General features: G+C 43.6%; 21 protein-coding genes. 5 read left to right on the top strand and 16 right to left on the bottom strand.

Going from position 1 to position 25300, the window contains the following annotated elements:
* Positions 1-67 precede the first annotated feature (67 nt).
* From pntB to WJM94_RS11480, 4 genes are all read right to left on the bottom strand, one after another.
* Positions 68-1444 (bottom strand): Re/Si-specific NAD(P)(+) transhydrogenase subunit beta, encoded by a 1377-nt coding sequence (gene pntB / locus WJM94_RS11495; protein WP_444494348.1) that lies wholly within the window; start codon positions 1442-1444, stop codon positions 68-70.
* 9 nt (positions 1445-1453) lie between these two features.
* A complete protein-coding gene (locus WJM94_RS11490) occupies positions 1454-3010 on the bottom strand; it encodes a Re/Si-specific NAD(P)(+) transhydrogenase subunit alpha (protein WP_444494347.1) in 1557 nt (518 codons plus the stop codon).
* 433 nt (positions 3011-3443) lie between these two features.
* Positions 3444-3725, bottom strand: a complete 282-nt coding sequence (locus WJM94_RS11485; protein ID WP_444494346.1) for an HlyU family transcriptional regulator — start codon at positions 3723-3725, stop codon at positions 3444-3446.
* A gap of 50 nt (positions 3726-3775) precedes the next feature.
* Entirely contained in the window at positions 3776-4144 is a 369-nt protein-coding gene (locus WJM94_RS11480) for a late competence development ComFB family protein (RefSeq protein ID WP_444494345.1), read from the bottom strand.
* 255 nt (positions 4145-4399) lie between these two features.
* Between WJM94_RS11480 and WJM94_RS11475 the strand changes: the two genes are divergently transcribed.
* Positions 4400-5641 (top strand): GGDEF domain-containing protein, encoded by a 1242-nt coding sequence (locus WJM94_RS11475; RefSeq protein WP_444494344.1) that lies wholly within the window; start codon positions 4400-4402, stop codon positions 5639-5641.
* Between the two features lie 53 nt (positions 5642-5694).
* Here WJM94_RS11475 and WJM94_RS11470 read toward each other — a convergent pair whose 3' ends face one another.
* Positions 5695-6654: a diguanylate cyclase gene (locus WJM94_RS11470; RefSeq protein WP_444494343.1), complete on the bottom strand. Its 960-nt coding sequence runs from the start codon at positions 6652-6654 to the stop codon at positions 5695-5697.
* Positions 6655-6838: 184 nt separating this feature from the next.
* On the opposite strand from WJM94_RS11470, the gene WJM94_RS11465 reads away from it, so the two are divergent.
* Positions 6839-7276 carry a DUF3069 domain-containing protein gene (locus WJM94_RS11465; protein ID WP_444494342.1) on the top strand — a complete coding sequence of 146 codons (438 nt, stop codon included), beginning with the start codon at positions 6839-6841 and terminating at the stop codon, positions 7274-7276.
* Positions 7277-7350: 74 nt separating this feature from the next.
* Here WJM94_RS11465 and modC read toward each other — a convergent pair whose 3' ends face one another.
* The 4 genes from modC to WJM94_RS11445 are packed head-to-tail and all read right to left on the bottom strand — an operon-like array spanning position 7351 to position 11465.
* Entirely contained in the window at positions 7351-8466 is a 1116-nt protein-coding gene (gene modC, locus WJM94_RS11460; protein WP_444494341.1) for a molybdenum ABC transporter ATP-binding protein ModC, read from the bottom strand.
* A complete protein-coding gene (gene modB, locus WJM94_RS11455; protein ID WP_444494340.1) occupies positions 8466-9152 on the bottom strand; it encodes a molybdate ABC transporter permease subunit in 687 nt (228 codons plus the stop codon). The genes modC and modB overlap by 1 nt, the downstream gene beginning before the upstream one ends.
* A gap of 48 nt (positions 9153-9200) precedes the next feature.
* Positions 9201-9953, bottom strand: coding sequence for a molybdate ABC transporter substrate-binding protein (modA, locus tag WJM94_RS11450; RefSeq protein WP_444494339.1), 753 nt, complete (start codon positions 9951-9953; stop codon positions 9201-9203).
* A 60-nt stretch (positions 9954-10013) separates the two neighbouring features.
* On the bottom strand, positions 10014-11465 hold the full coding sequence (locus WJM94_RS11445) for a cobyric acid synthase (RefSeq protein ID WP_444494338.1): 1452 nt from the start codon (positions 11463-11465) through the stop codon (positions 10014-10016).
* Positions 11466-11713: 248 nt separating this feature from the next.
* Here WJM94_RS11445 and WJM94_RS11440 point away from each other — a divergent pair, with 248 nt between their 5' ends.
* Complete coding sequence (locus WJM94_RS11440; RefSeq protein WP_444494337.1) at positions 11714-12241, top strand: hypothetical protein; 528 nt, start codon at positions 11714-11716, stop codon at positions 12239-12241.
* Positions 12242-12309: 68 nt separating this feature from the next.
* On the opposite strand, the gene WJM94_RS11435 is transcribed toward WJM94_RS11440, so the two are convergent.
* The 3 genes from WJM94_RS11435 to WJM94_RS11425 all read right to left on the bottom strand — a co-directional run bounded on the left by WJM94_RS11435 (position 12310) and on the right by WJM94_RS11425 (position 15196).
* Positions 12310-12984: an ATP-dependent zinc protease family protein gene (locus WJM94_RS11435; RefSeq protein ID WP_444494336.1), complete on the bottom strand. Its 675-nt coding sequence runs from the start codon at positions 12982-12984 to the stop codon at positions 12310-12312.
* A gap of 12 nt (positions 12985-12996) precedes the next feature.
* The gene (locus WJM94_RS11430; protein ID WP_444494335.1) at positions 12997-14184 is read right to left on the bottom strand and encodes an amino acid aminotransferase; all 1188 of its coding nucleotides are present in this window, start codon (positions 14182-14184) and stop codon (positions 12997-12999) included.
* A gap of 154 nt (positions 14185-14338) precedes the next feature.
* A complete protein-coding gene (locus WJM94_RS11425) occupies positions 14339-15196 on the bottom strand; it encodes an AraC family transcriptional regulator (RefSeq protein ID WP_444494334.1) in 858 nt (285 codons plus the stop codon).
* 158 nt (positions 15197-15354) lie between these two features.
* On the opposite strand from WJM94_RS11425, the gene WJM94_RS11420 reads away from it, so the two are divergent.
* Complete coding sequence (locus tag WJM94_RS11420) at positions 15355-16740, top strand: MATE family efflux transporter (RefSeq protein WP_444494333.1); 1386 nt, start codon at positions 15355-15357, stop codon at positions 16738-16740.
* 99 nt (positions 16741-16839) lie between these two features.
* Here the strand turns inward: WJM94_RS11420 and nrdG are convergent, their stop codons facing one another.
* Complete coding sequence (gene nrdG / locus WJM94_RS11415; protein ID WP_444494332.1) at positions 16840-17301, bottom strand: anaerobic ribonucleoside-triphosphate reductase-activating protein; 462 nt, start codon at positions 17299-17301, stop codon at positions 16840-16842.
* An 80-nt stretch (positions 17302-17381) separates the two neighbouring features.
* A complete protein-coding gene (gene nrdD / locus WJM94_RS11410; protein ID WP_444494331.1) occupies positions 17382-19502 on the bottom strand; it encodes an anaerobic ribonucleoside-triphosphate reductase in 2121 nt (706 codons plus the stop codon).
* 309 nt (positions 19503-19811) lie between these two features.
* Between nrdD and WJM94_RS11405 the strand changes: the two genes are divergently transcribed.
* A complete protein-coding gene (locus WJM94_RS11405) occupies positions 19812-20684 on the top strand; it encodes an endonuclease/exonuclease/phosphatase family protein (RefSeq protein ID WP_444494330.1) in 873 nt (290 codons plus the stop codon).
* A 233-nt stretch (positions 20685-20917) separates the two neighbouring features.
* On the opposite strand, the gene WJM94_RS11400 is transcribed toward WJM94_RS11405, so the two are convergent.
* Both WJM94_RS11400 and WJM94_RS11395 read right to left on the bottom strand, forming a co-directional pair.
* Complete coding sequence (locus WJM94_RS11400) at positions 20918-21973, bottom strand: efflux RND transporter periplasmic adaptor subunit (RefSeq protein WP_444494329.1); 1056 nt, start codon at positions 21971-21973, stop codon at positions 20918-20920.
* The gene (locus WJM94_RS11395) at positions 21970-25278 is read right to left on the bottom strand and encodes an efflux RND transporter permease subunit (protein ID WP_444494328.1); all 3309 of its coding nucleotides are present in this window, start codon (positions 25276-25278) and stop codon (positions 21970-21972) included. Before WJM94_RS11395 ends, WJM94_RS11400 begins: the two co-directional genes overlap by 4 nt.
* Between the last annotated feature and the right edge of the window lie 22 nt (positions 25279-25300).

Raw genomic sequence — 25300 nt, 5'->3', positions numbered from 1 at the left:
AACATTGATGCGGAATAAAAAAGGGCCAGCAATTGCTGGCCCTCGATAGTTTTAAAACAATAAATTGTTACAATGCTTTAAAAATGTTCTCAACGCTTTCTTTAGCATCACCAAATAGCATTGATGTGTTTTCTTTAAAGAACAACGGGTTTTGAACGCCAGCGTAACCTGTATTCATTGAACGCTTGAATACAACAACGTTTTTAGCGTTCCAAACTTCCAGTACAGGCATGCCTGCGATTGGACTGTTTGGATCTTCAAGAGCTGCTGGGTTTACTGTGTCGTTCGCACCAATAACAAGTACTGTATCGGTCTCTGGGAAGTCATCATTGATTTCATCCATTTCAAGCACGATATCATATGGTACTTTTGCTTCTGCCAACAGTACGTTCATGTGACCTGGTAAACGTCCCGCCACCGGGTGAATACCAAAGCGTACTTCGATACCTTGTGAACGCAGTGCGTCAGTGATTTCATGCACAGGGTATTGAGCTTGTGCTACCGCCATGCCGTATCCCGGAGTGATAATCACTGATTTTGAGTTTTTCAGCATTTCAGCAACTTCTTCAGCATTAGTTTCACGGTGTTCACCCTGCTCTTCATCGCCTGAAATGATGATCTCTTGACCAAAGCCACCAGCGATAACACTGATGAAAGATCGGTTCATTGCTTTACACATGATGTAAGACAGTATCGCACCTGACGAACCAACCAAAGCACCTGTTACGATAAGTAGATCGTTTGCAAGCATAAAACCTGCTGCCGCTGCTGCCCAACCAGAGTATGAGTTCAGCATCGAAACCACTACTGGCATATCCGCACCACCGATTGATGCCACTAAATGGTAACCAAACGCGAATGCAATCAAGGTCATTACGATCAAGGCGAACATGCTGCCGTCAGCTTTAACGAAGTAAATCATTAGAAGCGCTGAAACAACAACCGCTGCCAGGTTCATTTTATGCTTATGTGGAAGGTTAAGCGGTGAAGAAGAAATCACACCACGTAACTTACCGAATGCGACAATAGAACCGGTGAACGTTACTGCACCGATAAACACACCCAGAAATACTTCAACAAGGTGGATTACGTGCTCAGCGTGAGTTGCAGCTTCAGGAGCATCCAAGTAACTGTTATAACCTACCAGAACAGCAGCCAAACCTACAAAGCTGTGAAGAATCGCTACCAACTCTGGCATTTCTGTCATTTCTACTTTCTTCGCGTAGAAAATACCGATTGCACCACCTATTGCCATCGCAATAATGATCCAAACGAATCCTTGCGAATCAGGGCTAAAGATCGTTGCGATCAAGGCAATCGCCATACCAGCGATACCGTAGTAGTTACCGTTACGTGCAGACTCTTGCTTAGAAAGTCCCGCCAAACTCATGATGAAAAATAATGCAGCAACAATGTAAGCTGCTTGTACTAATCCTGCAGACATTGTGACTCCTTATTTATCTTTACGGAACATTTCAAGCATACGCTTGGTGACGGTGAAACCACCGAAGATGTTGATACTCGCAATCAACACAGCAATAAACGACAGGAAGGAAACAACGCCATTACCTTGCCCAATCTGAAGTAACGCACCCACAACAATAATGCCTGAGATTGCGTTAGTAACCGACATCAGTGGAGTATGTAGAGCATGAGTCACGTTCCAAACAACGTAGTAACCCACCACACACGCCAACACGAATACCGTAAAATGCGATAAGAACGCAGCCGGAGCAACCGATGCAACCCATGCGAAGGCACCAACAGCTGCTACCAAACCAACCAATTTTTTCGTCGGTGAAGTTGGCTCTACGACTTTTGGTTCTCTCTTAGCTACAGGTTCTTGCTTAGCTTGAGGTTGAGCTGAAACCTGAATTGGTGGCGCAGGCCAAGTGATTTCACCTTCTTTAACGACAGTCACACCACGTAGTACAACGTCTTCGAAGTCGATATCAATGTTGCCGTCTTTCTCTTTACAAAGCAGTTTCAGAAGGTTTACAAGGTTTGTTGCGTAAAGCTGAGAAGATTGAGTTGGCAAGCGGCCTACCATGTCGGTGTAACCAACAATTTTAACGCCGTTGTCTGTCATGAAGACCTGATCTTTCACTGTGTATTCACAGTTACCGCCATTCGCCGCCGCCAAGTCAACAATCACGCTACCTGCTTTCATGCTGTCGACCATTTCTTTGGTGATAAGCTTCGGTGCAGGTTTTCCAGGGATCAATGCCGTTGTAATGATGATATCAACGTCTTTGGCTTGCTCAGCATACAGCTCAGCGGCTTTTTTGTTGAATTCATCAGACATTTCTTTCGCGTAGCCGTCGCCTGAACCTGAGTTTTCCTGGAAGTCGACTGTTAGGAACTCAGCGCCCATTGACTCAACTTGCTCTTTAACCTCAGGACGTACGTCGAATGCACGTACAATCGCACCAAGGCTACCTGCCGCACCGATAGCAGCCAGACCAGCTACACCAGCACCAGCAACCAGAACTTTTGCAGGTGGAACTTTACCTGCAGCAGTAATTTGACCAGTAAAGAAACGGCCAAATTCATGAGCAGCTTCAACGACCGCACGGTAACCCGCAATGTTTGCCATTGAAGAAAGCGCATCCAATGCTTGAGCTCGAGAGATACGAGGAACGGAATCCATCGCCAGAACGTTAATATTCTTGCTAGAAAGCTGTTCCATTAGTTCTGGATTTTGAGCTGGCCAGATAAAGCTAACAAGTGTCGCACCATCTTGCAGTAACGCAATCTCGTCGATGTCTTTTTCTTCATCTACGATTGGCGCATTCACTTTTAGGATGACATCAGATTTCCAGACTTCATCACTAGAAACGATTTTCGCACCTGACGCTTCATAAGCGGCATCATCGAAACTCGCTAGCCCCCCCGCCTGAGATTCGATAGCGACATCGAATCCCAACTTAATTAGCTGCTCAACCGAACTTGGCGATGCAGCCACTCGCGATTCACCCGCGAGTATCTCTCTAGGTACACCGATTTGCAAAACGCATACTCCTTGTATACATATCAATTAATGAGCCCAAAAAAGAGCTAAGCTCTACTCTATATCTTTTTTATTTCTATCTGTTTACTACACAAGATAATTGCAAATAAAACAACGATGTTTGGGTTCATCTATTTGCACTGTATTACCTTGACTTACAGGCCTGTTATATTCTGTTTGTATCTAACGCGACTCTTGACTTCAAGTGTTTTGTTATAGAAATACGAAATTTCATTACATATAGCACTAAGTAATCAAAAATTCTCTCTTTGACCATGACAAATGAGGGAAATACATATCGCAAATCAGAGGTCTAACCAGATAATTACTAATTCCTTAATTAACAGTTGTTTAAGCCTTAAAAAGAAAGAGCCATCAGCATATATACTAATGGCTCTCATTAAGATGATTCGTATCAAGTTACAGCGATTTGTTAATCGAAGATTCTGTCACCCATTTGATCGATAAACATTTGGGATTTTTTCAGCATCAATTCGTTGGCATCTGCTTGCGTACCTAGTAAGTCTGAACGAATAAAACGATGGGTTTTTATCTCCCCATCTAGTTTTTTTTCAATGCGACCAGCAATTCGAAATTGTCCACCTTCAGCAATACTTTCCTGATAAATCAAGAAACCTTTGTACTCCACTGGATCTACAGTTTTTACTTCGACAGTTTTTTCGCTGCCACCAAACAAACGTGAAAAGAATCCCACTGTGCCTCCTTGGACCAACTTTTATTCCTGAATAAAGAGTTGAATGTTCATTATCTGATATTTACGTTAAGAATCGGCTTTTCATACCAATCCAGTTCTTTGTCTCCATCATAACGGGTGTATGAGAAAATAACAGGCACTTCATCACTACGATTTCTTCGTCTGTCTTCCTGAATCATCGCCGCCGCATTTTCCACCGCGATTTCAGCGTTTCGTTTGTACTGTGTGATTTTATCTTCCGGAAGTGATAATAGGAGGTCGATATCGTGTCGAATATATAACGGTTTAAGCTGAATCAGTGACAAACAAGCGATGTCAGCTAACTGATCATTGTCAAATTGTTTGGCGTATTTGTTGTTACTAAGAACTTGACCGACCAAGGTTTCCATATAGTTATGTACTTCAGAACTGATCTTCATTGATGACGCCTCTTTTATGATTGTATACAATCATCGTAATCCACATTGGATAACAACCCATTGATAGCTCTGAGGTAATACTAGTCCAGATCAACAACAAAGAAGCAGCTTTAACACTTAACTAACCACATGAGTGTACTTATTGTTGAAAATTGTTAAGATACTGAAAGCATATAACCTACAATGTTAATATCAACATGGTGCGTATCGTGACCTATTTATGTAATCAACTATTTTTGCAGGCAATTTTTTAGAATGTCCTTATCCTTAATGTCATCGTCAGGGTTTAAATTCATATTCCCCATAGCGCTATTGGGTTTAGTAATCTCTGGCATGAATAGTATCATTCAGATGACCCAGTCAAACTGGGGAATTGCTGCAAATCTACCCTACGTATTGTTAGGGTGTGCGCTGCTGCTCTGCTACTCGTTCAAACAAGGACGAGAGTCAATGATATGTGTCGCTATGCTTCTAGCCTATTATATTATTCAACAGCGACTACAAGTCCCGCTTCAAAGTGGTACTGCACTTATTGAATTGACGATGTTGGCAACACTCCTGCCAATTTCGTTTCTTGCTGTATTCCTCTTCAGCAAAGATGGCGCCAACTCAAAAGCAATGTTTGTTTACATTTTTATGCTGATAATCTTTTTGCTTTGGTCTTACGTTACGCTCAAGTACCACATTAAGGGCAGGTTCGAAGACTGGACAAGTGGCATATTGTTTATCGTCCCTAGCATTTCAAAACTGCCTTTTATTCTTGTCCTATATAGTATTGGTATTGTCTGCTGCCTGGGTATCCTGGTGCTCAGGACTAACAAGACCATCCATGCTATGACCTATTCCGCTATGGCGCTCTCCTCTGCGACATTCATTTTCTTCGACGTACAATACATTTCAAGTACCATGTTTAGTCTGGCAGGGTTACTTATGATTGTTTACTCTGCTACTGCAAGCCATCAACTCGCTTTCACAGACAGCTTAACCCTTATTCCTAGCAGAAGAGCGCTCGACTTAGATCTTAAGCATATAGATGGGAAGTTCACCATCGCCATGTTAGATGTCGACCATTTCAAAAAGTTTAACGATACATATGGGCATGATACCGGAGACAATGTCCTCAAATTAGTCGCAACTCTTTTAAAGAAAACCCGCGGAGGAGCAAAAGTTTATCGCTTTGGGGGTGAAGAGTTCATGATCGTGTTTAAAGGCAGATACGCTGAAGAGTGCCTCAAGCAGTTAGAAGAAGTACATAAATCAATAGCAAATTATAATGTCATCTTACGTGATGTAGCCTCTCGTCCAGATGACAATAGACAAGGAGAGATGAAGCGTGGCGATGGCCAGGTAAAGAGAAAGTCGGTATCAGTAACGGTTAGTCTTGGTGTGGCAGACAGTCGAAATGGTCTGGAACCAGAAGAGGTTATCACACGGGCTGACGAAGCATTGTATAAAGCGAAAAATGCAGGGCGCAATTGTATAAAATTCAATAAATAACCAACCACAAACGTGACAGTGTAATATCTATAATTTTAATTTATATTATTGATTTAATTCATGTTAATTAAAGTATATCTATCTCGACCCGAAGATTTCGAAACATAAAGCGCACTATCCACGGTCGCATACAATTCTACAATACTCTCCTTTCCTGTTGGTTCGAAAACAAACACTCCTTGTGACACCGTCACCCTATCGGAAATGTTCGAGTATTCATGTGGATAGTCGAGTAAAGACATGGCATTTTGAATGCGTTCCGCTTCTTTGACTGCTTCCGAGCCGTCGGTGCTAGTAAGCAGGACAACAAACTCTTCCCCACCGTAACGACCGACATACTCACCAGATCGGCAAAAAGTCGCTTTAAGCTGATTTGCGATAGCCTGTAAACAACGGTCACCTTCAATGTGACCATAGTTATCATTAAACGGCTTAAAAAAATCAACATCTAACAGAATCATTGCCATTGGCAGATGACGACGCCCGTGCCATGCCACCATGGACTCGAGTTTTTGATCAATATATCTACGGTTATACAGCTTGGTTAACCCATCTTCATTTGCCTGTTGGGTTAATAGCAGATTCGCTTTTTCTAACTGCGCTGTTGCTTGCTTTAGTTCACGTCTCATATGGGCGATACGCTGCATTGCAATAAGCTTAGAATTTAGTACTAACTTATCGACTGGTTTGATCAAGTAGTCATCTCCACCCGCTTCTATTGCTCTCGCAATAATCTCAGGCTCTTCATGACTACTTAGAAAAATGATAGGAATCCAGTCTGGGAAGGTTTCTCTGATAGTTAACGAAATTTCAAAGCCGTTCATTTCAGGCATAGAGATATCAAGTAATACTAACTCTGGGTCAAAGCTTTCATAGATACTCAAAGCTTCCTCACCACTACCCGCCGTTTTTACGATATGTCCAAGCTGTTTTAGACGGATAGCAAGCTGCATTCTGTCTAGCTGAACATCGTCAACCAGAAGAATACGCATCGAGGTTCCGTTGGTTAGCATATCGTGTTCCAATTTTTAATCATCTCTTCATTAACCATATATCATATTCCTCAACATGGTGCATTGAACTAATAATTAAGTGCTATATTTTTGATTAATTGTCGCGTAATCAAATAACAGTAATGGTAGATATTTGAATCATTTGATATTACTATTCCCGCCTTTTTGTAACGAGAGACACACCATGTCAGAAGCAACTAACACCGAAAACAAAAAAATCGATCTAGAAACCATTTCTCCAGAACTGCGTAAAGTTATCGAATTTGACGAAGTTCCAGAGCAAATGTTCGAAATGGTTACCTCTATCCATGAAGTGTCTGAAGAAGCGGTTCGCTCGTCTTGGGACGAGATGCCTGCTAGCGCACAAAACATCCTGGATAACTTTGAACAATTCCATGCTCTAGTATCGGTAGGCCAGGCATTTGCTGGTATTAACGTAATGGAAGAATTCCCGACTCTTAAACTGCCAGAAAACATGACAGATGAAGATAAAGAAGAGTACCGTGCTCAACTGCTTGATAACGTGCTTCACAACTGTGTGAAAGACATGGTTAAGCAACTGAAAAAAGCGCGCCGTGACCCTCTTCTAAAGCGTGAATTCAAAGAAGTATTCGCGAAATAACGTTGAGCTTTATTAACGAAAAGGCCGCAATTTGCGGCCTTTTTAACGTTCAGTTTTAGAAATCGTAATGAATATCAATGCTCTGAGTGAGGAGCAAATGCTACATCTCGCTGAGTAACACTCACCCCTTTTACTTGTGCATATACCTTGTCACCTACTTTTAGATCGAGATCGTCCAATGCCCACGGCGTGATTTTTGCCCATAAGTGACAATTCTCATCTAACTGCAATGACACCGTGATGCTCTGCTTACTCTCGCCGACATTATATTCTTCTATAGAATGGACAATAGCCGGCAGTACATTTCGGATCGAAGTGGCTATCGGACGTTCTAACGCTATAGACACGTCATTCGCACGAACCTGAAGCCTGATAGGTGTATTTGGTTCTGCATCGATCTTTTGCACCCAAAGAGAAGCATTTGGCCCAAGCTTTACCGAAGTAAGCGCATATTGATGGTGATGATTTTCGATCTTGCCTTCAAATAGGCTACTGTGCTCTGAGAAAGACTGCCATGGTCTCATGACCTGTGACGCCCAGACCTCTTCGAGCTTTCCACAAGTCACCACTCGGCCTTGTTCGACGATCGCTAAATTCTGAGCAAGTCTGATGATCTCTTGCAGGCTATGCGTTACATACACGATAGGAATGTTAACCTTATCAGAGAGATCTTCAAGAAATGGCATCACTTCTCTCTTTCTGGGTATGTCTAATGATGCTAACGGTTCATCCATTAATAACAAATTCGGTTTAGACAAAAGTGCACGCGCTATAGCAACGCGCTGTTTCTCTCCACCAGAAAGTGAGGCAGGAAAACGTTTCAGTAACGGCTTAATGGAAAGAAGATCTGTGACAGCGTCAAAGTAACTGTCATCTTTCTCTTCTACTCCATACATCAAATTTCCCTGCACTGAGTAATGTGGAAATAAACGCGAGTCCTGAAAAACATAGCCAATTTTACGTTTATGCGTCGGGAGATTTATTCCCTGCTCACTATCAAATAGAACATGCTCACCTATTTGTACTTTTCCTTGTACTGGAGTGACCAATCCACTTATTACGTTGATTAACGTTGTCTTGCCTGCGCCTGAACGTCCGAATAACGCACTTATTCCGTTACAAGGTAACTCTAACTTGATATCAAAGTCAGTCTCGCCAAGTGATTGCTTAAATTGAACTTTAATACTCATCACTTAGCACCTAATCGACGCGAGGCTCTGCGATTCAGCCACTCAGACAGCATCAGAGTCGATAACGCCAGTGCAATTGAAATGATACAAAGGCGAGCCGCTTCCATCTCAGCACCAGGTGTTTCGATAAAGTTGTACATTGCGAGTGGTATTGTTTGTGTTTCTCCGGGTATATTCGCAACAAAGCTAATCGTTGCGCCAAATTCGCCCAAACTGCGTGCAAACGACAGCATTGTGCCTGTAATTATGCCGGGAATAGTGAGCGGCAACGTTATAGTGAGGAAGACTTTTAACGGTGAAGCACCAAGTGTCGCGGCAGCATGCTCAAGTTTCGGATCCACGGTTTCCAAACTCAATCGAACAGAGCGAACCATGAGTGGTAGCGCCACTACGATACAAGCGACAACCGCACCTTTCCAGTTAAAGCTAAATACCAACCCTAAATGCTCATATAACCAACTTCCCAAGAAGCCCTGACGTCCCAAACTCACCAACAGTAAATAGCCAATCACAACCGGAGGTAACACCAACGGTAAATGAATCAAACTATCCAGAATCGTCTTACCAAAGAACTCCTTGCGAGACAGTAACCAAGCAAGCAAAACTCCCAATGGTATAAGCCAAAGCACTGCATACGAGCCGACTTTCAGACTTAACATTAAGGCTTGGTATTCTAGTTCTGTCACTCTGTATCCTTACTACTGAAAACCGTATTGCTATTGAAAAACCTATTACTACTGAAAACCATAGTGCGTAAAGACGGCCTTAGCTTCATCCGATTTCAAGTAATCAAAGAATTGTTTAGATTCGAACGAATCATTTACCATTGCGGCAGGATAAACGATAGCGGTATGTGTATCGCTAGAAAATTCTCCGACGACTTTTACTTTATCTGTCAATTTTGCATCGGTTTTATAAACCACGCCTAACGGAGCTTCCCCACGTTCAACTAACGCCAACGCAAGACGCACATTTTTCGCAGGTGCCACTTTATCTTGAATGTCATTCCATACACCCAGTGTAGTGAGAGATTCTTGAGCGTACATCCCAACAGGTACAGAAGTCGGATTCCCCAGTGCGAGACGACCACCGTTCAAGGCCATCTCCCAGGCTTTTCCATTTGAGAAATCAAAAGTGACAGCACTCGAAGATGTCGGCGCTATCAGAGCCAAGCTATTACGCACCAGCTCAGTGACATTGTCACTTTTAACTATTCCTTCACCCACCAAATAGTCCATCCACTTAGTATTTGCTGAGATAAATATATCCGCAGGAGCGCCGTTCATGATTTGGCGAGCTATTGACGATGAGGCTCCGTAAACAGGAGTGACTTTCACATCGTATTTTTCTTTAAAATCTTGAGCGATATCATCAATTGCATTTGTCATAGAAGACGCTGCATATACTTTTAGGTCATTTGTTGCATTTACTGTAAATGAAATACTTAGCAGTACCGTAAGGCAAACATGTCTCTTCCATGCATTCATGGGGTTACTCCATTTCGAGGCGAGCTGAACATTAATTAAAATATGTGGTAGATAACGCAATTACCGAAACAGAAAGTCGAGATTCATATGTTGTTCTATCGTATCGGCGATGCGATTAATGCCACGTTCTTTAATCTCTTCGAAGTTCTGTTGTGTAACTTGTGAACCATTCACCCACTCAGTGATGAGGTTCAGGACATCCACTTCATCAAAGAACCCATGTAAATAAGTACCCATGATCTGACCACATTCACTCATCGCGCCATCATAACCACCATGGTTAAGTTGAAGTGGTTGTTCTCCTGACACTTCACTTCTGCCGACATGAATCTCATAGCCCTTCGCTTTGGCAAATTTGCCATTGATAGTCACTACTGCTTCTGTCTTGGTTAGTTGCTTACTACCGGTAAGAACGGTGTGTACATTGAGTAACCCAAGGCCTTCACTCGTGCCAGGTTTACTTTCAACGCCATCAGGGTCATCAATGGCTTTACCCAACATCTGATATCCCCCACAGATTCCTAACACCTTTCCGCCCAGTCGAATATGACGCAGAATGTCTTTATCCCAACCCTGGCTTCTCAGATAGTCTAAATCGTCACGTACAGACTTTGTTCCAGGAAGAATAATCAAATCCGCTTTATCGATTTTTTCGCCTTTTCCAACATATCGTAAATTGATATCAGGGTTCAGGCGCAATACGTCGAAGTCGGTATGATTGCTGATACGAGTTAACACTGGGACCACAACATTCAACTTTACTTCGGAACTTAGCTCCTGCTGATCCGTAATCGCATCTTCTGCCTCGAGATTAAATCCGTGCAAGTAAGGTAATACGCCCAACACAGGCTTACCTGTTTTTTCCTCTAACCAATCAAGCCCCGATTGCAACAAACGGATATCCCCGCGAAATCGGTTAATCACAAAACCTTTCACGCGCGCTTGTTCAGATTCAGACAGTAGCGCTAACGTGCCATACAGGTGCGCAAATACGCCGCCTCGGTCAATATCAGCAATAATAATCACCGGAACGTCCGCTGCTTCGGCGAAACCCATGTTGGCGATGTCACCCTCTCTTAGGTTAATTTCAGCTGGGCTGCCTGCTCCCTCAATCATTATCGAATCGAACTCTTGACGAAGTCGCGAGAAAGAATCAAGAACGGTATTCATTGCCACTTTTTTATAATCATGAAACCCTGCGGCATCCATGTCGGACAAGGCTTTTCCTTGTAGAATGATTTGCGCACCAGTATCACTGTTCGGTTTTATTAGGACAGGATTCATATGCACACTTGAGTCAATATTACAGGCTTGTGCCTGTACTTCTTGCGCCCGGCCAATCTCGCCCCCGTCTTTCGTAACGGCGCTATTCAGTGCCATGTTTTGAGGTTTAAATGGGGCAACTTTGATCCCTCTCCTCGCTAATACACGGCACAATCCTGCCACTAGTACACTTTTTCCGGCATCCGAGGTGGTGCCCTGAACCATTAAAGAGGGAATCGCTGATTTCATGAATATTAATATGAGATAGAAGTAGATGAGCAATCATAACGTTATCGTCATCGGTTTCTCAAGTAAATGAGTCAATATCAAAGTGAATAGCTACTATTCGGTAGTTTTTCTAATCACTACAGCAGGATATGAACGATTGAAGTGATATCCCACAACGCCAAATTCACTAATAATGACATTTTCATTATTTATGGTCTGTTTATTGCTACAGCCCTTTTTTATTTTTAAATATCTTGCTCGGAGTCACCATGCTAGGTAAAGCGCTAAAGGTCACTGCCTTTGGTTTGTGCGCAATGTTGCCACTTTCCTCATATGCCAATAATTTTAACTACAATTCAGTGGAAATCCGTATGGGTACCAGCCCAGGAACCTTCGGTGGCGAGTTCACAACATACTTTACTGACAACTCACACTTTATCGGTCGTGCAGATAGTGAATTCAGTGGTGACTGGGATGCAGCAGGTGGTATTGGCTTCAACGGTCCAGCGGGTCAATTTGCTGATATTTACGGTCAAATGCTAGTTCACAACGTTAAAGAAAATGGCAGCGGCGAGGAATGGCGCACAGAAGTAAATATCGGAACTCGTATTTGGTTTATGCAAAACGTTGAGCTCCATGCTCGCCTCGGTCAATTGATGGGCAGTGACGATTCTCATACCATTTATAACCTTGGTGCCCGATTCCATTCCACGCCACAACTGTCGCTTGGCGCTGATTTAAAAAACAATGGCATCTATGGGCAACAACTGGTGATGTCTGCGCGATTTGGATTTTAGGCTATCTGCATCACTTGAATACGAAAATGGCCTCCAATCAGGAGGCCATTTCTTTATTAGGATTAACGCTACTTTTTACTTGGCTTGTCTTGAACGTATTTCTTAGAAACATCCACAACGGCAATGTCTCTGAAAAAGCTACGACCTAGCAGCATAGGAAACGTCATATGCCCACGCTCGGCTAGAGTAAACTCCGTCTTCTCTTTGTAATCGCCAACTTGAATATAAGCCATTACAACAGCACGTTTATTTACGTCATCAGAAGAAGACTGTTTCACCTTAGCCCAACGCTCTACAGGTAATTTAAACTCGTTACTCGCCTTATCGCCGAGATCGATTTTGAACTGTACCCAATCTTTGCCATCACGTTCAAATGGAACAATATCAATGGCGCTGATTGACGAAGTTGTCGCTCCGGTATCTACACGTGCTTTAAACGTTTCATCGATACCCGGAACATAAACCCACTCTTCCGAACCAAGGATAAGCATGCCATCCGGCGTTTTTTGTACCTTTACCGGCTTCTGCGGTTTTGGCTCAGGTTTCTTTACTGGCTCTGGTTCCGGCTTAGGTTTCACTTCTGGCTCAGGCTTAATCTCAGGTGTTATTTCTGGTTCTACCTTGACAGGTTCTTCTACTTTTGGCATTTCTGGCTCAACAGGCTGTGTCGTCGTTTGAGTTGACGTACAAGCAATTAAACTACCACTCATCATAAGCGGTAGAATCAGTTTCCAGTTTTTCATCCACACTCCGAATTAAAGTTGAGAGACTTTCTTGATCGCGTCGGCTACGTAAGGAATATGAGTTTCAGTTAGACCCGCGATATTAATTCGGCCATCACCGACACCATAAATGCCATAGTCTTCACGCAGTTGCGCCATTTGGTTTTGAGTAAAGCCTAGCACAGTAAACATACCTTTGTGACTCTCAATGAAGTCAAATTGATCTGTATTATGGTTGTTTCTCAATTCGTTACATAAATTTTGACGAAGATTAACCAAACGCTGCTGCATTTCGCTCAGTTCCTGCTTCCAAATCACTGTCAGATTGGCATCCTGAAGAATTGTTTTTACCAGCGCAGCACCGTGATCTGGTGGCATTGTGTAAGTAGAACGCGCTAATGTTAACAATTTACCTTTAGCGTTAGTTACATCTTTAGTATTTTTACCGACTACAATTGCGGCCCCGGTACGTTCACGATACAAACCAAAATTCTTAGAGCATGACGTTGTAATCAGCATCTCTTCAACGTTGTCTGCCATATAGCGAAGACCTTTAGCATCCTCCTCCAGACCATCACCAAAACCTTGGTAGGCAATATCAACAAAAGGCGTGAAACCATTTTTCTGAGACAACTCAGTGATCGCTTGCCAAGCTGCATAGTCGATATCAGCCCCCGTAGGGTTATGGCAACAACCGTGGAGCAACACCACATCTGAAGGACCTGCTTTAGAAAGATCGTCCAGCATTTTAGCGGTATCTACTTGCTTCGTTTCTGGTGAAAAGTAGTGATAAAACTTAACCTTGAGGCCTGCAGCTTCCATCACAGGTTTATGGTTTACATAACTTGGATTAGAAATCCAAACTGTGGTGTCCGGTTGAGCGACTTTCATTAAGTCACCCAACATGCGCAATGCACCACTCGCTCCTGGTGTTTGAATTGCCGCAACGCGATCCATCGCAGACGTTCCCGTCAACAACAGATCAATCATGCTTTGGTTAAACTCTTCACAACCAGCAAGCCCAACGTAAGCTTTAGTCTTTTGATTTTCAACAACAATATCTTGCGCCATCTGAATCGCTTTCATGATTGGCGTTTCACCTGCGCTGTTTTTGTACACGCCAATACCAAGGTCAACCTTGTTTGGACGTTCATCGTTACGGTATGCAACGGATAAAGATAAAATAGGATCTAATACGGGAGTCGGTAGATTAGAAAACATGAAAGTCACAACCCTTTGAAATTCAAGTATGGGCTTCAAGTTAACATTTTCATGTAAATTGACGAAACGATTTTTCACTTATTTCGTCAATTAGAGGACAAAATTCTGTATGTAATGAATCCCTGTGCATCCTATTGGTTATAAAGAGTACAAATCACTGCTCTGTTTCTATTTCAAGACGCCCGTTTCGTCTGAACTCTCTAGGCGTCATTCCAGACCAGGATCGAAACCGCGTGCTAAAGTTAGCACTGGTTGGATAACCGACAATCTCACCAATTTGCTGAATCGGCCACTCGCTAGAACGTAGCAATCGTGCGGCATACTCCATTCTCATACGCGTTAAATGTGCCATCGGACTTCGTCCAAATTGCTGCTGAGTAACTCGATAGAAATGCGGTTCTGAACAAGGATATAGTGCCGCTAATTGCTCAACATTCCACTCTTTATGTAGTTGTCTTTGGACAAGATCAAATACACGGCGCAACTTCAATAGATTACGGCAAACAGATTCGGACTTCGGCATGTTTAGAATCAATTCGAGTTGAGCGACGCTGTGAGCGCCTACCTTACAACCATAGTCAATCGGTAAGTTAATACTACGTAAAAGCGTTTGAATACACGCATACATGACTTCTGGTGCAGATGTGAGTTGGTAACTAACTTCATCACCTACCATTGACCAGTTTGTATGTTGTGAAAGAAAAACCCACGCTATCTGCCATGTTTCGTCGTCCATGCCAAATCCGTTTTCAACACCTGCGGGGACGATGACCAAAGAGCCTGGTTCTAGTTCATAGCGGCATGCTTTGCTTTCTAGCCAACCTTTTCCACGCACGGTATAGAGCAGCATGTGTTTTTTTTGGTTTTTCCTGTACACCGAAAAGAAATCTCGGCATGTTGCGATACCGCATTGAACGATTCCCCGTTCTTCTAACGCCAAAACACGTGTGTGGTCGATCATTTCCTGATACGTTTTTTCGGAAATGGAGTAACACTCTTGTTTTTCTTCCATATTTCGATGTCTCACACTGTATTTATTGCGTCTTGGCAACATCAGATTTAACGGCTCAAACGAATTGAGAGTTTTGCAAAAGATTTGGATGCCTTTGAAAAATACAACGCGAAATCATGGGGATAAACTACTCGCATTATTCTTAATGGAGAAATGCGATGCTCTTAACAAGTGAGTACATCAACAAAGCATTTTGGAAGCGGCTTATTTCAATCGCCCTCCCTGTTTCGCTTCAATCCACGCTGTTTGCTTTACTCGGCGTTGTCGATATTTTTATGGTGAGTCAATTGGGTGAATCCGCAACTGCAGCCGTCGGTGTTGGTAACCGTATCTTTTTCTTCAACCTTGCAGTGATCCTAGGACTTAGTGGTGCGGTAACGGTGTTGTCTTCCCAGTACTATGGGTCTGGCAACATTGACGGAATACGCAGGACGCTGGCTCAGTCTTGGTTTTTTTCAATCATTGTAACTGTCCCGTTTATCATTATTTATCTGATTTTTGATCATGAAATCGTTTCGTTCATGTCCGAGAATCCTGAGTACGTTGCCTATGCCCGCGACTACCTAGTGGTTACCGGAATAAGCCTGATTGGTACGGCTATTGTTGTGCCTATAGAGTCGGTACTTCGTTCGGTTGGTGAAGCAAAACTGGCAACAAATGTCAGCATTTTTGCCATCATAATCAATATTATTTTTAACTCAGTCTTAATATTTGGTTTATGGGGATTTCCACAATGGGGGGTATTTGGTGCCGCCGTAGGAACGTTCATCTCCCGCTTTATGCAAACTGCGGTATTGGTCTATTTCTTTTGCAAACGATACGCTCACTTCCTGCCAACAAAGTTCGATTGGGCTCAAGGTGCGCTCAAACCGTATCGCAAGAAGTATTTAAAAATATCGCTGCCAATGCTCATCCATGATTCACTTTGGACTGGCGGATTAATCGTCTACAGCATCTTATATGGTCAACTTGGGGTGTCGGAGCTGGCGATTATCTCATTCCTTTCACCTATCGAAGGGGTATTAATATCGACCTTTATGGGTTTTGCTGTCGCTGCATCTGTTCTACTGGGCAATGACATCGGTTCAAAACAGTACGACAGAGTTGAAAAAACCGCGTGGTGGTATGTTTTAACCAGTTCTGTGTTAGCGATAACCTTGTCCCTGCTGGTTTGGTTTTGTTCCCCTTTGATATACAAATTATTGGAACTCACTCCTCTTTCCAATACAGAAATGGCACTCAACGTTTGTCTTGTCATGGCACTTGGTATGATACTACGCGTGTTTAATATGGTTGGTATTGGTGGGGTGTTGAAAAGCGGAGCAGACATAAGATACAGCATTTTCATCGACACATTTGGGCAATGGGCAATAGGTATACCACTTACCTACTACACAGGTATGGTATTAGGCTTGCCATTGCATTACGTACTGATGGCTTTGCTTGTTGAAGAATTTGTGAAAGGTTTACTCACCACTCAGCGTATTCAGTCCAAACGATGGATAAACAATATGGTTGACGATGACCTAACCGTGGCAGCGTAACCATAAATGACCTAGACAATGACGAACTCACACCAAAAGGGCACATTCGCGATGTACGATTGCGCCCTTTTCATTTTTACGGTTAGCTGAATATTCGGCTTAAAAACGGTGAATGATCTGGTTAGAACTGCCACGCCATTCCAAATTGAGATCTTTTTTGTCTTGCTCAAACTTTCCGTCGATCAACACATCGATGTATTCAGTGATCTCTCTTTGCGCCGGATTCAGTTCACCTAGGGTGTACCCTGTCCAAACCCAAATATCTTTGCCCGGACACTCCTCTCTTACACGTTTAACCAACTTGAGAATATGTGGCACGTTTGCTGGATGGAGTGGATCGCCTCCTGACAGAGATAAACCTCGGCGTTTGATTCGCGGGTCGTTAAGATCGGCAATGATCTTATCTTCCGCCCCTTGCGTGAAGAACACACCAGAATCCAAACGTTGCGTCGATTGATTGTAACAACCTCGGCATTGATGCACGCAACCGGAAACAAATAGCGTGCAGCGGGTACCAGGGCCGTTTACAACGTCAATTGGATAGTATTGGTGATAATTCATCGTCGTGTCTCATTGCGTTTGTGACAAAAGAAAATCAACCCGCAACAGGTTGATTTTCAATGTGCAGTTTCGAGTATTGATTAAAGATGTTTCACTCGGCGTTTAACTTCTTCTTGTTTTCCGAAATTAAACGGGCGTGCATCTGGACTACCCAAGTAACCACAAACGCGGCGCGTCACCGATACTTTTGTTGAATCATGATTGCCACAACTTGGGCAGGTAAAGCCCTTACTGGTACATTCAAATTCACCGTTGTAGCCACACTCGTAACACTCATCGATTGGCGTATTGGTACCGTAGTAAGGCACTCGGGAATAACTGTAATCCCATACGTTTTCCAACGCCTCAACGTTTCGCTGCATGTTCGGGAATTCCCCGTAGCAGATAAAACCACCGCTCGAGATTTCTGGGTATGGCATTTCAAAATCAATCTTGTCGTACGGATTTACCTTCTTCTCTACATCTAAGTGGAAGCTGTTTGTGTAGTAACCTTTATCTGTAACGCCTTCGATCACACCAAATTCTTTGGTATCAATACGGCAGAAACGGCTACATAAATTTTCACTTGGTGTCGCGTATAAGCTGAAACCATAACCCGTATCTTCAGTCCACTGATTTACCGAATCTTTAAGATGCTTGATAATCTCAACGGCTTTTTCACGTAAAATTGAATCGTCATACACATGTACTTCTGTGCCAAACAGTGCATTTATTGTTTCATGCAGACCGATGTAGCCAAGTGAAATGGATGCACGGCCATTCTTAAATATTTCAGCAATAGGATCATCCGCTTTCAGACGCACACCACAAGCACCTTCCATGTACAGAATAGGAGCAACCCGTGCTTTCACATTTTCCAGACGTGAGATTCGTGTTTCTAACGCTCTGCGGGCCAGACGTAAGCGGTCATCTAATAGCTGGTAGAATTTCTGCTCGCTACCTTTTGCACGAATAGCGATACGTGGCAGGTTCAAGCTGACTACACCAAGGTTATTACGACCTTCATGAACAAGCTCACCATCTTCTTCATATGTTCCCAAGAAGCTTCGGCATCCCATTGGCGTTTTGAATGAACCGGTTACTTCTACAACTTTGTCGTAGTTGAGAATATCTGGATACATACGCTTAGACGCACATTCGAGTGCCAGTTGTTTGATGTCGTAGTTGGGATCTTCAGATTTATGGTTCAGGCCGTCTTTAATACCGAATACCAGTTTCGGGAATACTGCCGTTTTACGGTTTTTTCCAAGTCCGGCAATACGGTTCTTCAGAATCGATTTCTGAATCAGGCGTGATGCCCAACTTGTCCCTAAGCCAAAACCAAAAGTCACGAATGGCGTTTGACCATTTGCAGTGTGTAGCGTATTTACTTCGTACTCCAGCGATTGGAACGCGTCGTAACACTCTTTCTCTGTGCGCGCTTTTGCAAACTCTTCTGGCTCAGAGATGTCCCACTCTTTCGCGATTTTTAAATGCTTCTCGTAGCTTGTCATTACGTAAGGCGCTAACACTTCGTCAATGCGATTGATCGTTGTGCCACCGTAAATATGGCTTGCAACCTGTGCGATGATTTGTGCCGTTACTGCCGTTGCTGTAGAAATCGATTTTGGCGTATCAATTTCAGCATTACCCATTTTAAAACCGTGTGTCAGCATGCCTTTTAGATCAATCAGCATACAGTTAAACATCGGGAAGAATGGTGCGTAATCTAAGTCATGGTAGTGAATGTCACCAACTTCATGCGCTTGTACAACATCGCGAGGAAGAATGTGAGTTTTCGCGTAGTGTTTCGCTACGATACCGGCAAGCAAGTCACGCTGAGTTGGAATAACTTTGCCGTCTTTGTTCGCATTTTCATTAATAAGGTCAAGATTGCTTTCTTCTATCAAACCTTCAATTTCACGTGTTAGAAAGCTTTGTTTCTCACGGGCAATATCGCGATCGTGGCGGTACTCGATGTAAGATCGTGCGAGAGATTTGTAAGGACCTTGCATGAGTTCATTCTCAACCAGATCCTGAATCTCATGAATATGAACTTCATCGTAATCTTTTAGCTGTAATTCGACAGCAAGAGCAACATTTAGAGCATAAATGGCGACATCTTTATTTTTGTGTTCCGCGGCTGCTTCTACTGCTGCCTGGATACGATCCCTGTTGAACGGAGCTCTTGAGCCGTCACGCTTGATTACGATTGGTTTCACTTTCTTCTCCTTCCCCCAGCATACTCACAGACTTATCCACAAATACACTATATGGGGTTATTTTTTATTCTTTAGACACAATATATTGTGGCGTATTTAACGAAAAGCACCAGCCTAAAACATTGATTTTGATCAACAAAAATGGGGTGAAGGATAAGAAGAAATCGATCTTATTACTGCGGCACTTAATTGAAAAGTAATCCATGAAAATTTCAAAATTTGGACGTAATCCACTTGCATTTTTTAGAGGACTTGTAGAATAAAGGTTGAAAAGGTAATCATAAAAAAAAGGGAGTGAAACCAGCCACTATGCGATCACTTTTTGCAACAACCTTGTTAGTATTTTGTTCCGCCTCATTTGCTCAAAACTCAATCAACTTAACCAGTTGGAATATTGAATGGCTAGCCATTAACGGCGGAAAAGTATCCAGAACAGAGAAAGATTTTGATAAACTCAGTCACTATGTGGATAACTTCCAACCCGACGTATTGGCATTCCAAGAAGTAGATAGTGAAGCCGCAATTAAGAAAGTAGTTGGAAGCGACTATCGCATTTATTTCTCCGATAGAGCTGAGCGGAAAAATAAACACCTGCAGTTTTCAGACACAAACCAGTACACAGGCTTCGCAGTTCGTAAAGGACTGAACGTGTCTGACCCATCAGACTTTTCTATTACGCAAGGCAATAGCAAGTTGCGTTTCGCGAGCTATATTGTGTTAAAACCCGATGAGAAAAGTGAAACTCACCTACTTTCAGTCCACCTAAAAGCAGGATGCAGCGGAGCATTTCAGAACAATCGTGAATGTAAGACTCTCAAACAGCAAGGTCAAGCATTGGCAAGATGGATACAAGCGCGTGAAAAGAATCATCAGCAATATGCGGTGTTAGGCGATTTCAACCATAACTTGGCCTATCAGGGAGATTGGCTATGGTCGACAATGACAGCAAACACAAACGCCAAACTCGTTACGCAAAACACCAGAGCAGAGTGCAAGGTTCGTTCTAACCGCAATCCAAACAAAACGCACCAGTTCAAATCCGTTATCGACCATATCATTGTGAGCGGCGAATTAGATGTTAAGCCAGCCAAGCAAAGCGTATTTACATCGCAAGACGTTTTGGATTACCAATTAAGTGACCACTGTCCTGTGAGTACGGTGATAAGGCTTCCTAATAATTGACATACACTATTTTCACCCACCTGAGTCATTCCAGCGAGCCCTCGCGAGACTAGGAATCTAAGATCAGCGTGCTGAAAAATATTAGAAATCGTTTTAGTAAAAACATGCTCGGAAAGTAGATCCTGAATCTCGCTCCTTCGTCGCTGTTCAGGAAGACGGGTTGATTAGAATATGCCGCTCGCGGTTAATCGAGCGGCATTGAATGGAATCCTGTACGCTTAATCCATACCAAATTAAAGCTCTCTGGGGTTTAGGATCACAACATCGCCCTGTTTCAGCCCTGTCCTTACTCGATCCATATCACCCAACTGAATTAATCGCGTTTCTACTTCACCATCTTCTTGCAACACCTTCACGTAGTCCAGTTGTCCCACTTGATACACCGCCTCTTTGGGAATTCGCAGAACCACGTCGTCTGTTAAGGTTAGAGAAACTTTGGCAAATGTTCCCGGGTAAACTGCGGTTGGTGATTTAAATTGCAATTTGACGGTATAACTTCGGGAGTTAGCATCTGCAGAAGGTGTCACTTCTTTGATAGTCGCAGAAGCGTTCACATCATATGAAGGAAACGCCACGTCCACCTGCTTATCGTAGCTGACATAAGGCATTACTGATTCGGCGAAATTAACCTCTATTTCTAGTGACTCTGGGTTGTACATTGACAGTAAAAGAGCGCCGGGTGTCGCTGTGTCCCCCTTATTGATCGGTTTCTGCGTAATTAATCCGTCAAAAGGCGCTGTGATAATACTGTAACCAAACGTTGTCTCTGCTTCTGACACCGCTGCTTGGGAACGATTGAAGTTTGCTTGCGCGGTTTGCAAGGTACTTTCGGCTTGGTCGTATTGCGACTGTGGAATCAATTTTCTGTTCAATAACGCTTTAACCCGCGCGAATTCTTTTCGTGCCGCATTGAGCTGAGCTTGTGCAGAAGACAGCGCTTGCTCGCTCTGACGAACACGAGCATCAAGATCATCACTTTCCAATCGTGCTAAAACGTCTCCCTGCTTTACTTGATCGCCAACTTTAACCAGAACCTCTACAACTGAAGCCGTTAGTCGAGCCGCAATATCGGCTTGCTGATCAGCGACCACTACCCCCGGGAATTCACGCACAACAGGCTCGCTGGTGAGTATCATCTTATGGGTTTCTACCGAGTTAACATCAATTACGTTAGTTTTAGCTGAATGTTCAGTCGGCAGTTTTTCCGAAAAAAAACCAGCCATATAGAGAAAAAGAAGCGCAAGTACGATACATAAAATGACGCCCAACCATTTGTTATCTAATTTCATTGCTCTTCCTCCATCTGAGGTAATCCGTGTCCTTTCGTGTTCTGGTATGCAAGGTTATACACCACCGGAACCACAAGCAGAGTGAATATCGTTGACGCGGTAATACCAAATATAATTGCCCACGCAAGACCGTTAAATATTGGATCCAGTGTGATAACGACGTTACCTAAGAGCGTAGTGCCTGCCGTCAGTAGTATCGGCCTCATGCGAACAACGCCAGATTCAATTAATGCATCATGCAAACTGCTGCCAGTTTCAAGCGATTGCTGAATAAATTCAATAAGAACCAATGAATTACGAACAACAATGCCAGCCAGAGCGATCATCCCAATCATAGCAGTTGCAGTAAACAACGCAGGGTTTGGGTAGTTTCCAATGTCACTACTTAAAACATTCAATATCCAGAACCCCGGCATGATACCGATGACGGTAAGCGGGATGGCTAACATGATGATTCCGGAAACCGCTGGCAAACCAGTCTGAATCAACATTACAACGAATACACCCAACAACGCAGCACCGTAAGCGATACCGAGATCGCGGAATACATCCACAGTAATTTTCCACTCGCCTTCCCCACTCCAGACAACATTAATATTCTCTGGGACACTCCAAGCTACGCCAGCGCCATTGCTTAAATAAGTGCGGTCTTGCCAGTGAACGTGAGCGTCACTCGCATGATCGGTATCTTGATCGGCAATAACATCAGCAATGATTTCGCCGGGTACACGACCTACTACTTCGGCATACACGTAAACCACCGGCTTGAGGTTTTTATGGAATATTGGTTTATCCGCTGCGCGTTTAACAAACTTACCAATTTCTGATAGCTGGACGAGTGGTTGCGGAGCATCAACGACCGCACCACTTACTTCCACTTTTGCTATCCCCGGTCTTCCACGAACATACAATTGTTCCAATCGATTCAAATCATCTCTGTCTTCTCGACGAAGCTGAACTTCTATCGGCAGCGGATTCAGTTCCCGTCGGTCAGCAATGTGTCCGAGGACTTTGGCATTAGCCGCCGTGATTAAGGTGTTGTTAACCTCCGCAACAGATACGCCCGATAACGCCGCTTTTTCCTGATCAACTATAAATTGCCAAGTTTCTAAATCGCCTTGAACACTGGTATCCACTTCCGATACCAACTGCTCTTTGCGCAGACGATCCGCCACTTTCTGAGCCTGAACCATTAATTCGTCATAAGAGGTTGTCTCGTCACCGTAAACTTCCGCGGTAATCGTCGCAATAACCGGCGGTCCAGGTGGGACTTCTACCAATTGGATATCGGCGTCAAAACTCTCCGCTAACTGTTCTAAATCACTGCGTAGTCGGGTTACGATTGCGTGAGATTGCATGGAACGGTTATTTTTTGGGGCTAGTACAATGCGCAGTTCTCCTTGATACGGTTCGCTGCGCATAAAGTAGTGACGCACCATACCATTAAAGTCCATTGGTGACGCAGTGCCAGCAAAACCAGACACACTGGTGACTTCAGGAACCGTCATCAGGTAATCAGAAAAACTGGATAACGCATTGGACGTGTCTACAAAGCTCGATGATTCTGGCATGTTTAACACCAGTTGGAATTCGTTCTTGTTGTCATAAGGCAACAGCTTGAGTGGCACCAAACGTAACGCGGGCAACAATGCGGCTAAGGCGAACAAGATGGCCACCAGTCCGAGGAAAGCCCAGGCCTTTTTGCGGCTTTCCAATAACGGTATCAACACACCTCGGTACAAACGATACATGGTTGATGACTGGATATCGTAATGACCACTTTCTTCAGCACCTGTGAGGATTTTTTTCGCCAGCCAAGGCGTGATCATAAAGGCCACGACGGTACTGAACATCACACTTATCGGTACGTTGAAAGCCAGAGGTGCCATGTAAGGCCCCATCATCCCGGTAATGAAGAACATTGGTGTAAACACAATGACAATCGCCACTGTAGACATTAATAGTGCGCTGCGAATTTCAGCCATTGCCAGAACAATGGCATTTGTACGGGTTAAGTCTTTGCGTTTTAAGAAGCGTTCTATGTTATCGATACTTGCTATTGGATCATCGACGATCAAACCCAGCGCTAAGATCAATGCAAACAGGGTCACACGATTAATCGAGTAACCAAAAAGCAAGTCCATGCCAAGTGCCGCACCGTAGCTGATCGGAATCGCAATCCCGACAACCAGCGCGCTTCGCCAGTCGAGGAACAGTCCTACAAACACCACAACGGTCAGAATTGAAACACCAAGACTGGAAACCAGATTGTTCACTTTGGCGTTCGCGGTTTCGCCATAGTCACGAATGATGGCAACCTTAACCTGAGGTGGGAACTGCTCTGATTGAAGCTGAGCTAATTTGTCATTAACGGCCTGAGCAACATGAACCGCATTGGAGCCTTTTTGCTTCGCGACTGAAATGAAGACGGCAGGGAGAGCCTGATCACTGTTTTTGTCTCTATACCATGTATCAGACGCAGCCTCGCCTGCTCCATCATATATTCGCGCGACATCTTTTAGATAGACCGGTTTACCATTCAACACCGCAATCACAAGGTCGCCCACATCTTGAGCACTGGTAAGATACTGGCCGGATTCTAAAGTAAAGTTACGACCGTTAACCCGGACATTTTTGCCCTGAGTTTTGGCGTTACTGTATTGGATTGCTTGTTCAAGATCGTCGATGGTGACTTTAAAGTTAGCCATAGCGACGGTATCGAGTTCGATTTGAATTTTTCTCGGTTGACCACCAATTACTTCGACTTGGTTGGTCGCATCAAGAGATTTAATACCTAAGGTCGCTTGATCAGCTATTCTTCTCAGTTGGTGACGGTCAAGGATCGATGGATCCGTCGAGTAAATCGCGGCAACCACAATAGGCACGTCATCAATTTCGACCGGTTTGACTAACCAGCTGGATACAGAAGGTGGGACTTTGTCTAAATTGGAGTAGAGTTTGTTGTAAAGCTTAACTAATGCGTCTTCACGGTTTTCACCGACGTAAAAGCGAACGATGACTTGCGCAGCGCCTTCCATCGACGAAGAATAAACGTATTCAACGCCATCAATCTGGCTGACTAATTTTTCTAACGGTTCTGTGATTTGGTTTTCGACTTGTGACGCGCTCAGCCCCGGAGCAGATACGAGAACATCGGCCATCGGTACCACAATTTGCGGGTCTTCTTCTTTCGGAGTTAACCATAACGCTGCGGCACCGACCATAAAGGCCAACAAGATCATGATCGGAGGGAAAAAGCTGTTCATCACAGACTGAACAAAGCTTCGCTTTTGATTTGCGGGCATCCTTTTCCCTCCAGTTTTTGAT

The organism is Vibrio sp. YIC-376 (genome assembly GCF_052353105.1).
Classification (GTDB): Bacteria; Pseudomonadota; Gammaproteobacteria; order Enterobacterales; family Vibrionaceae; genus Vibrio.
This window is presented reverse-complemented; position numbering and strand designations above follow the sequence as displayed.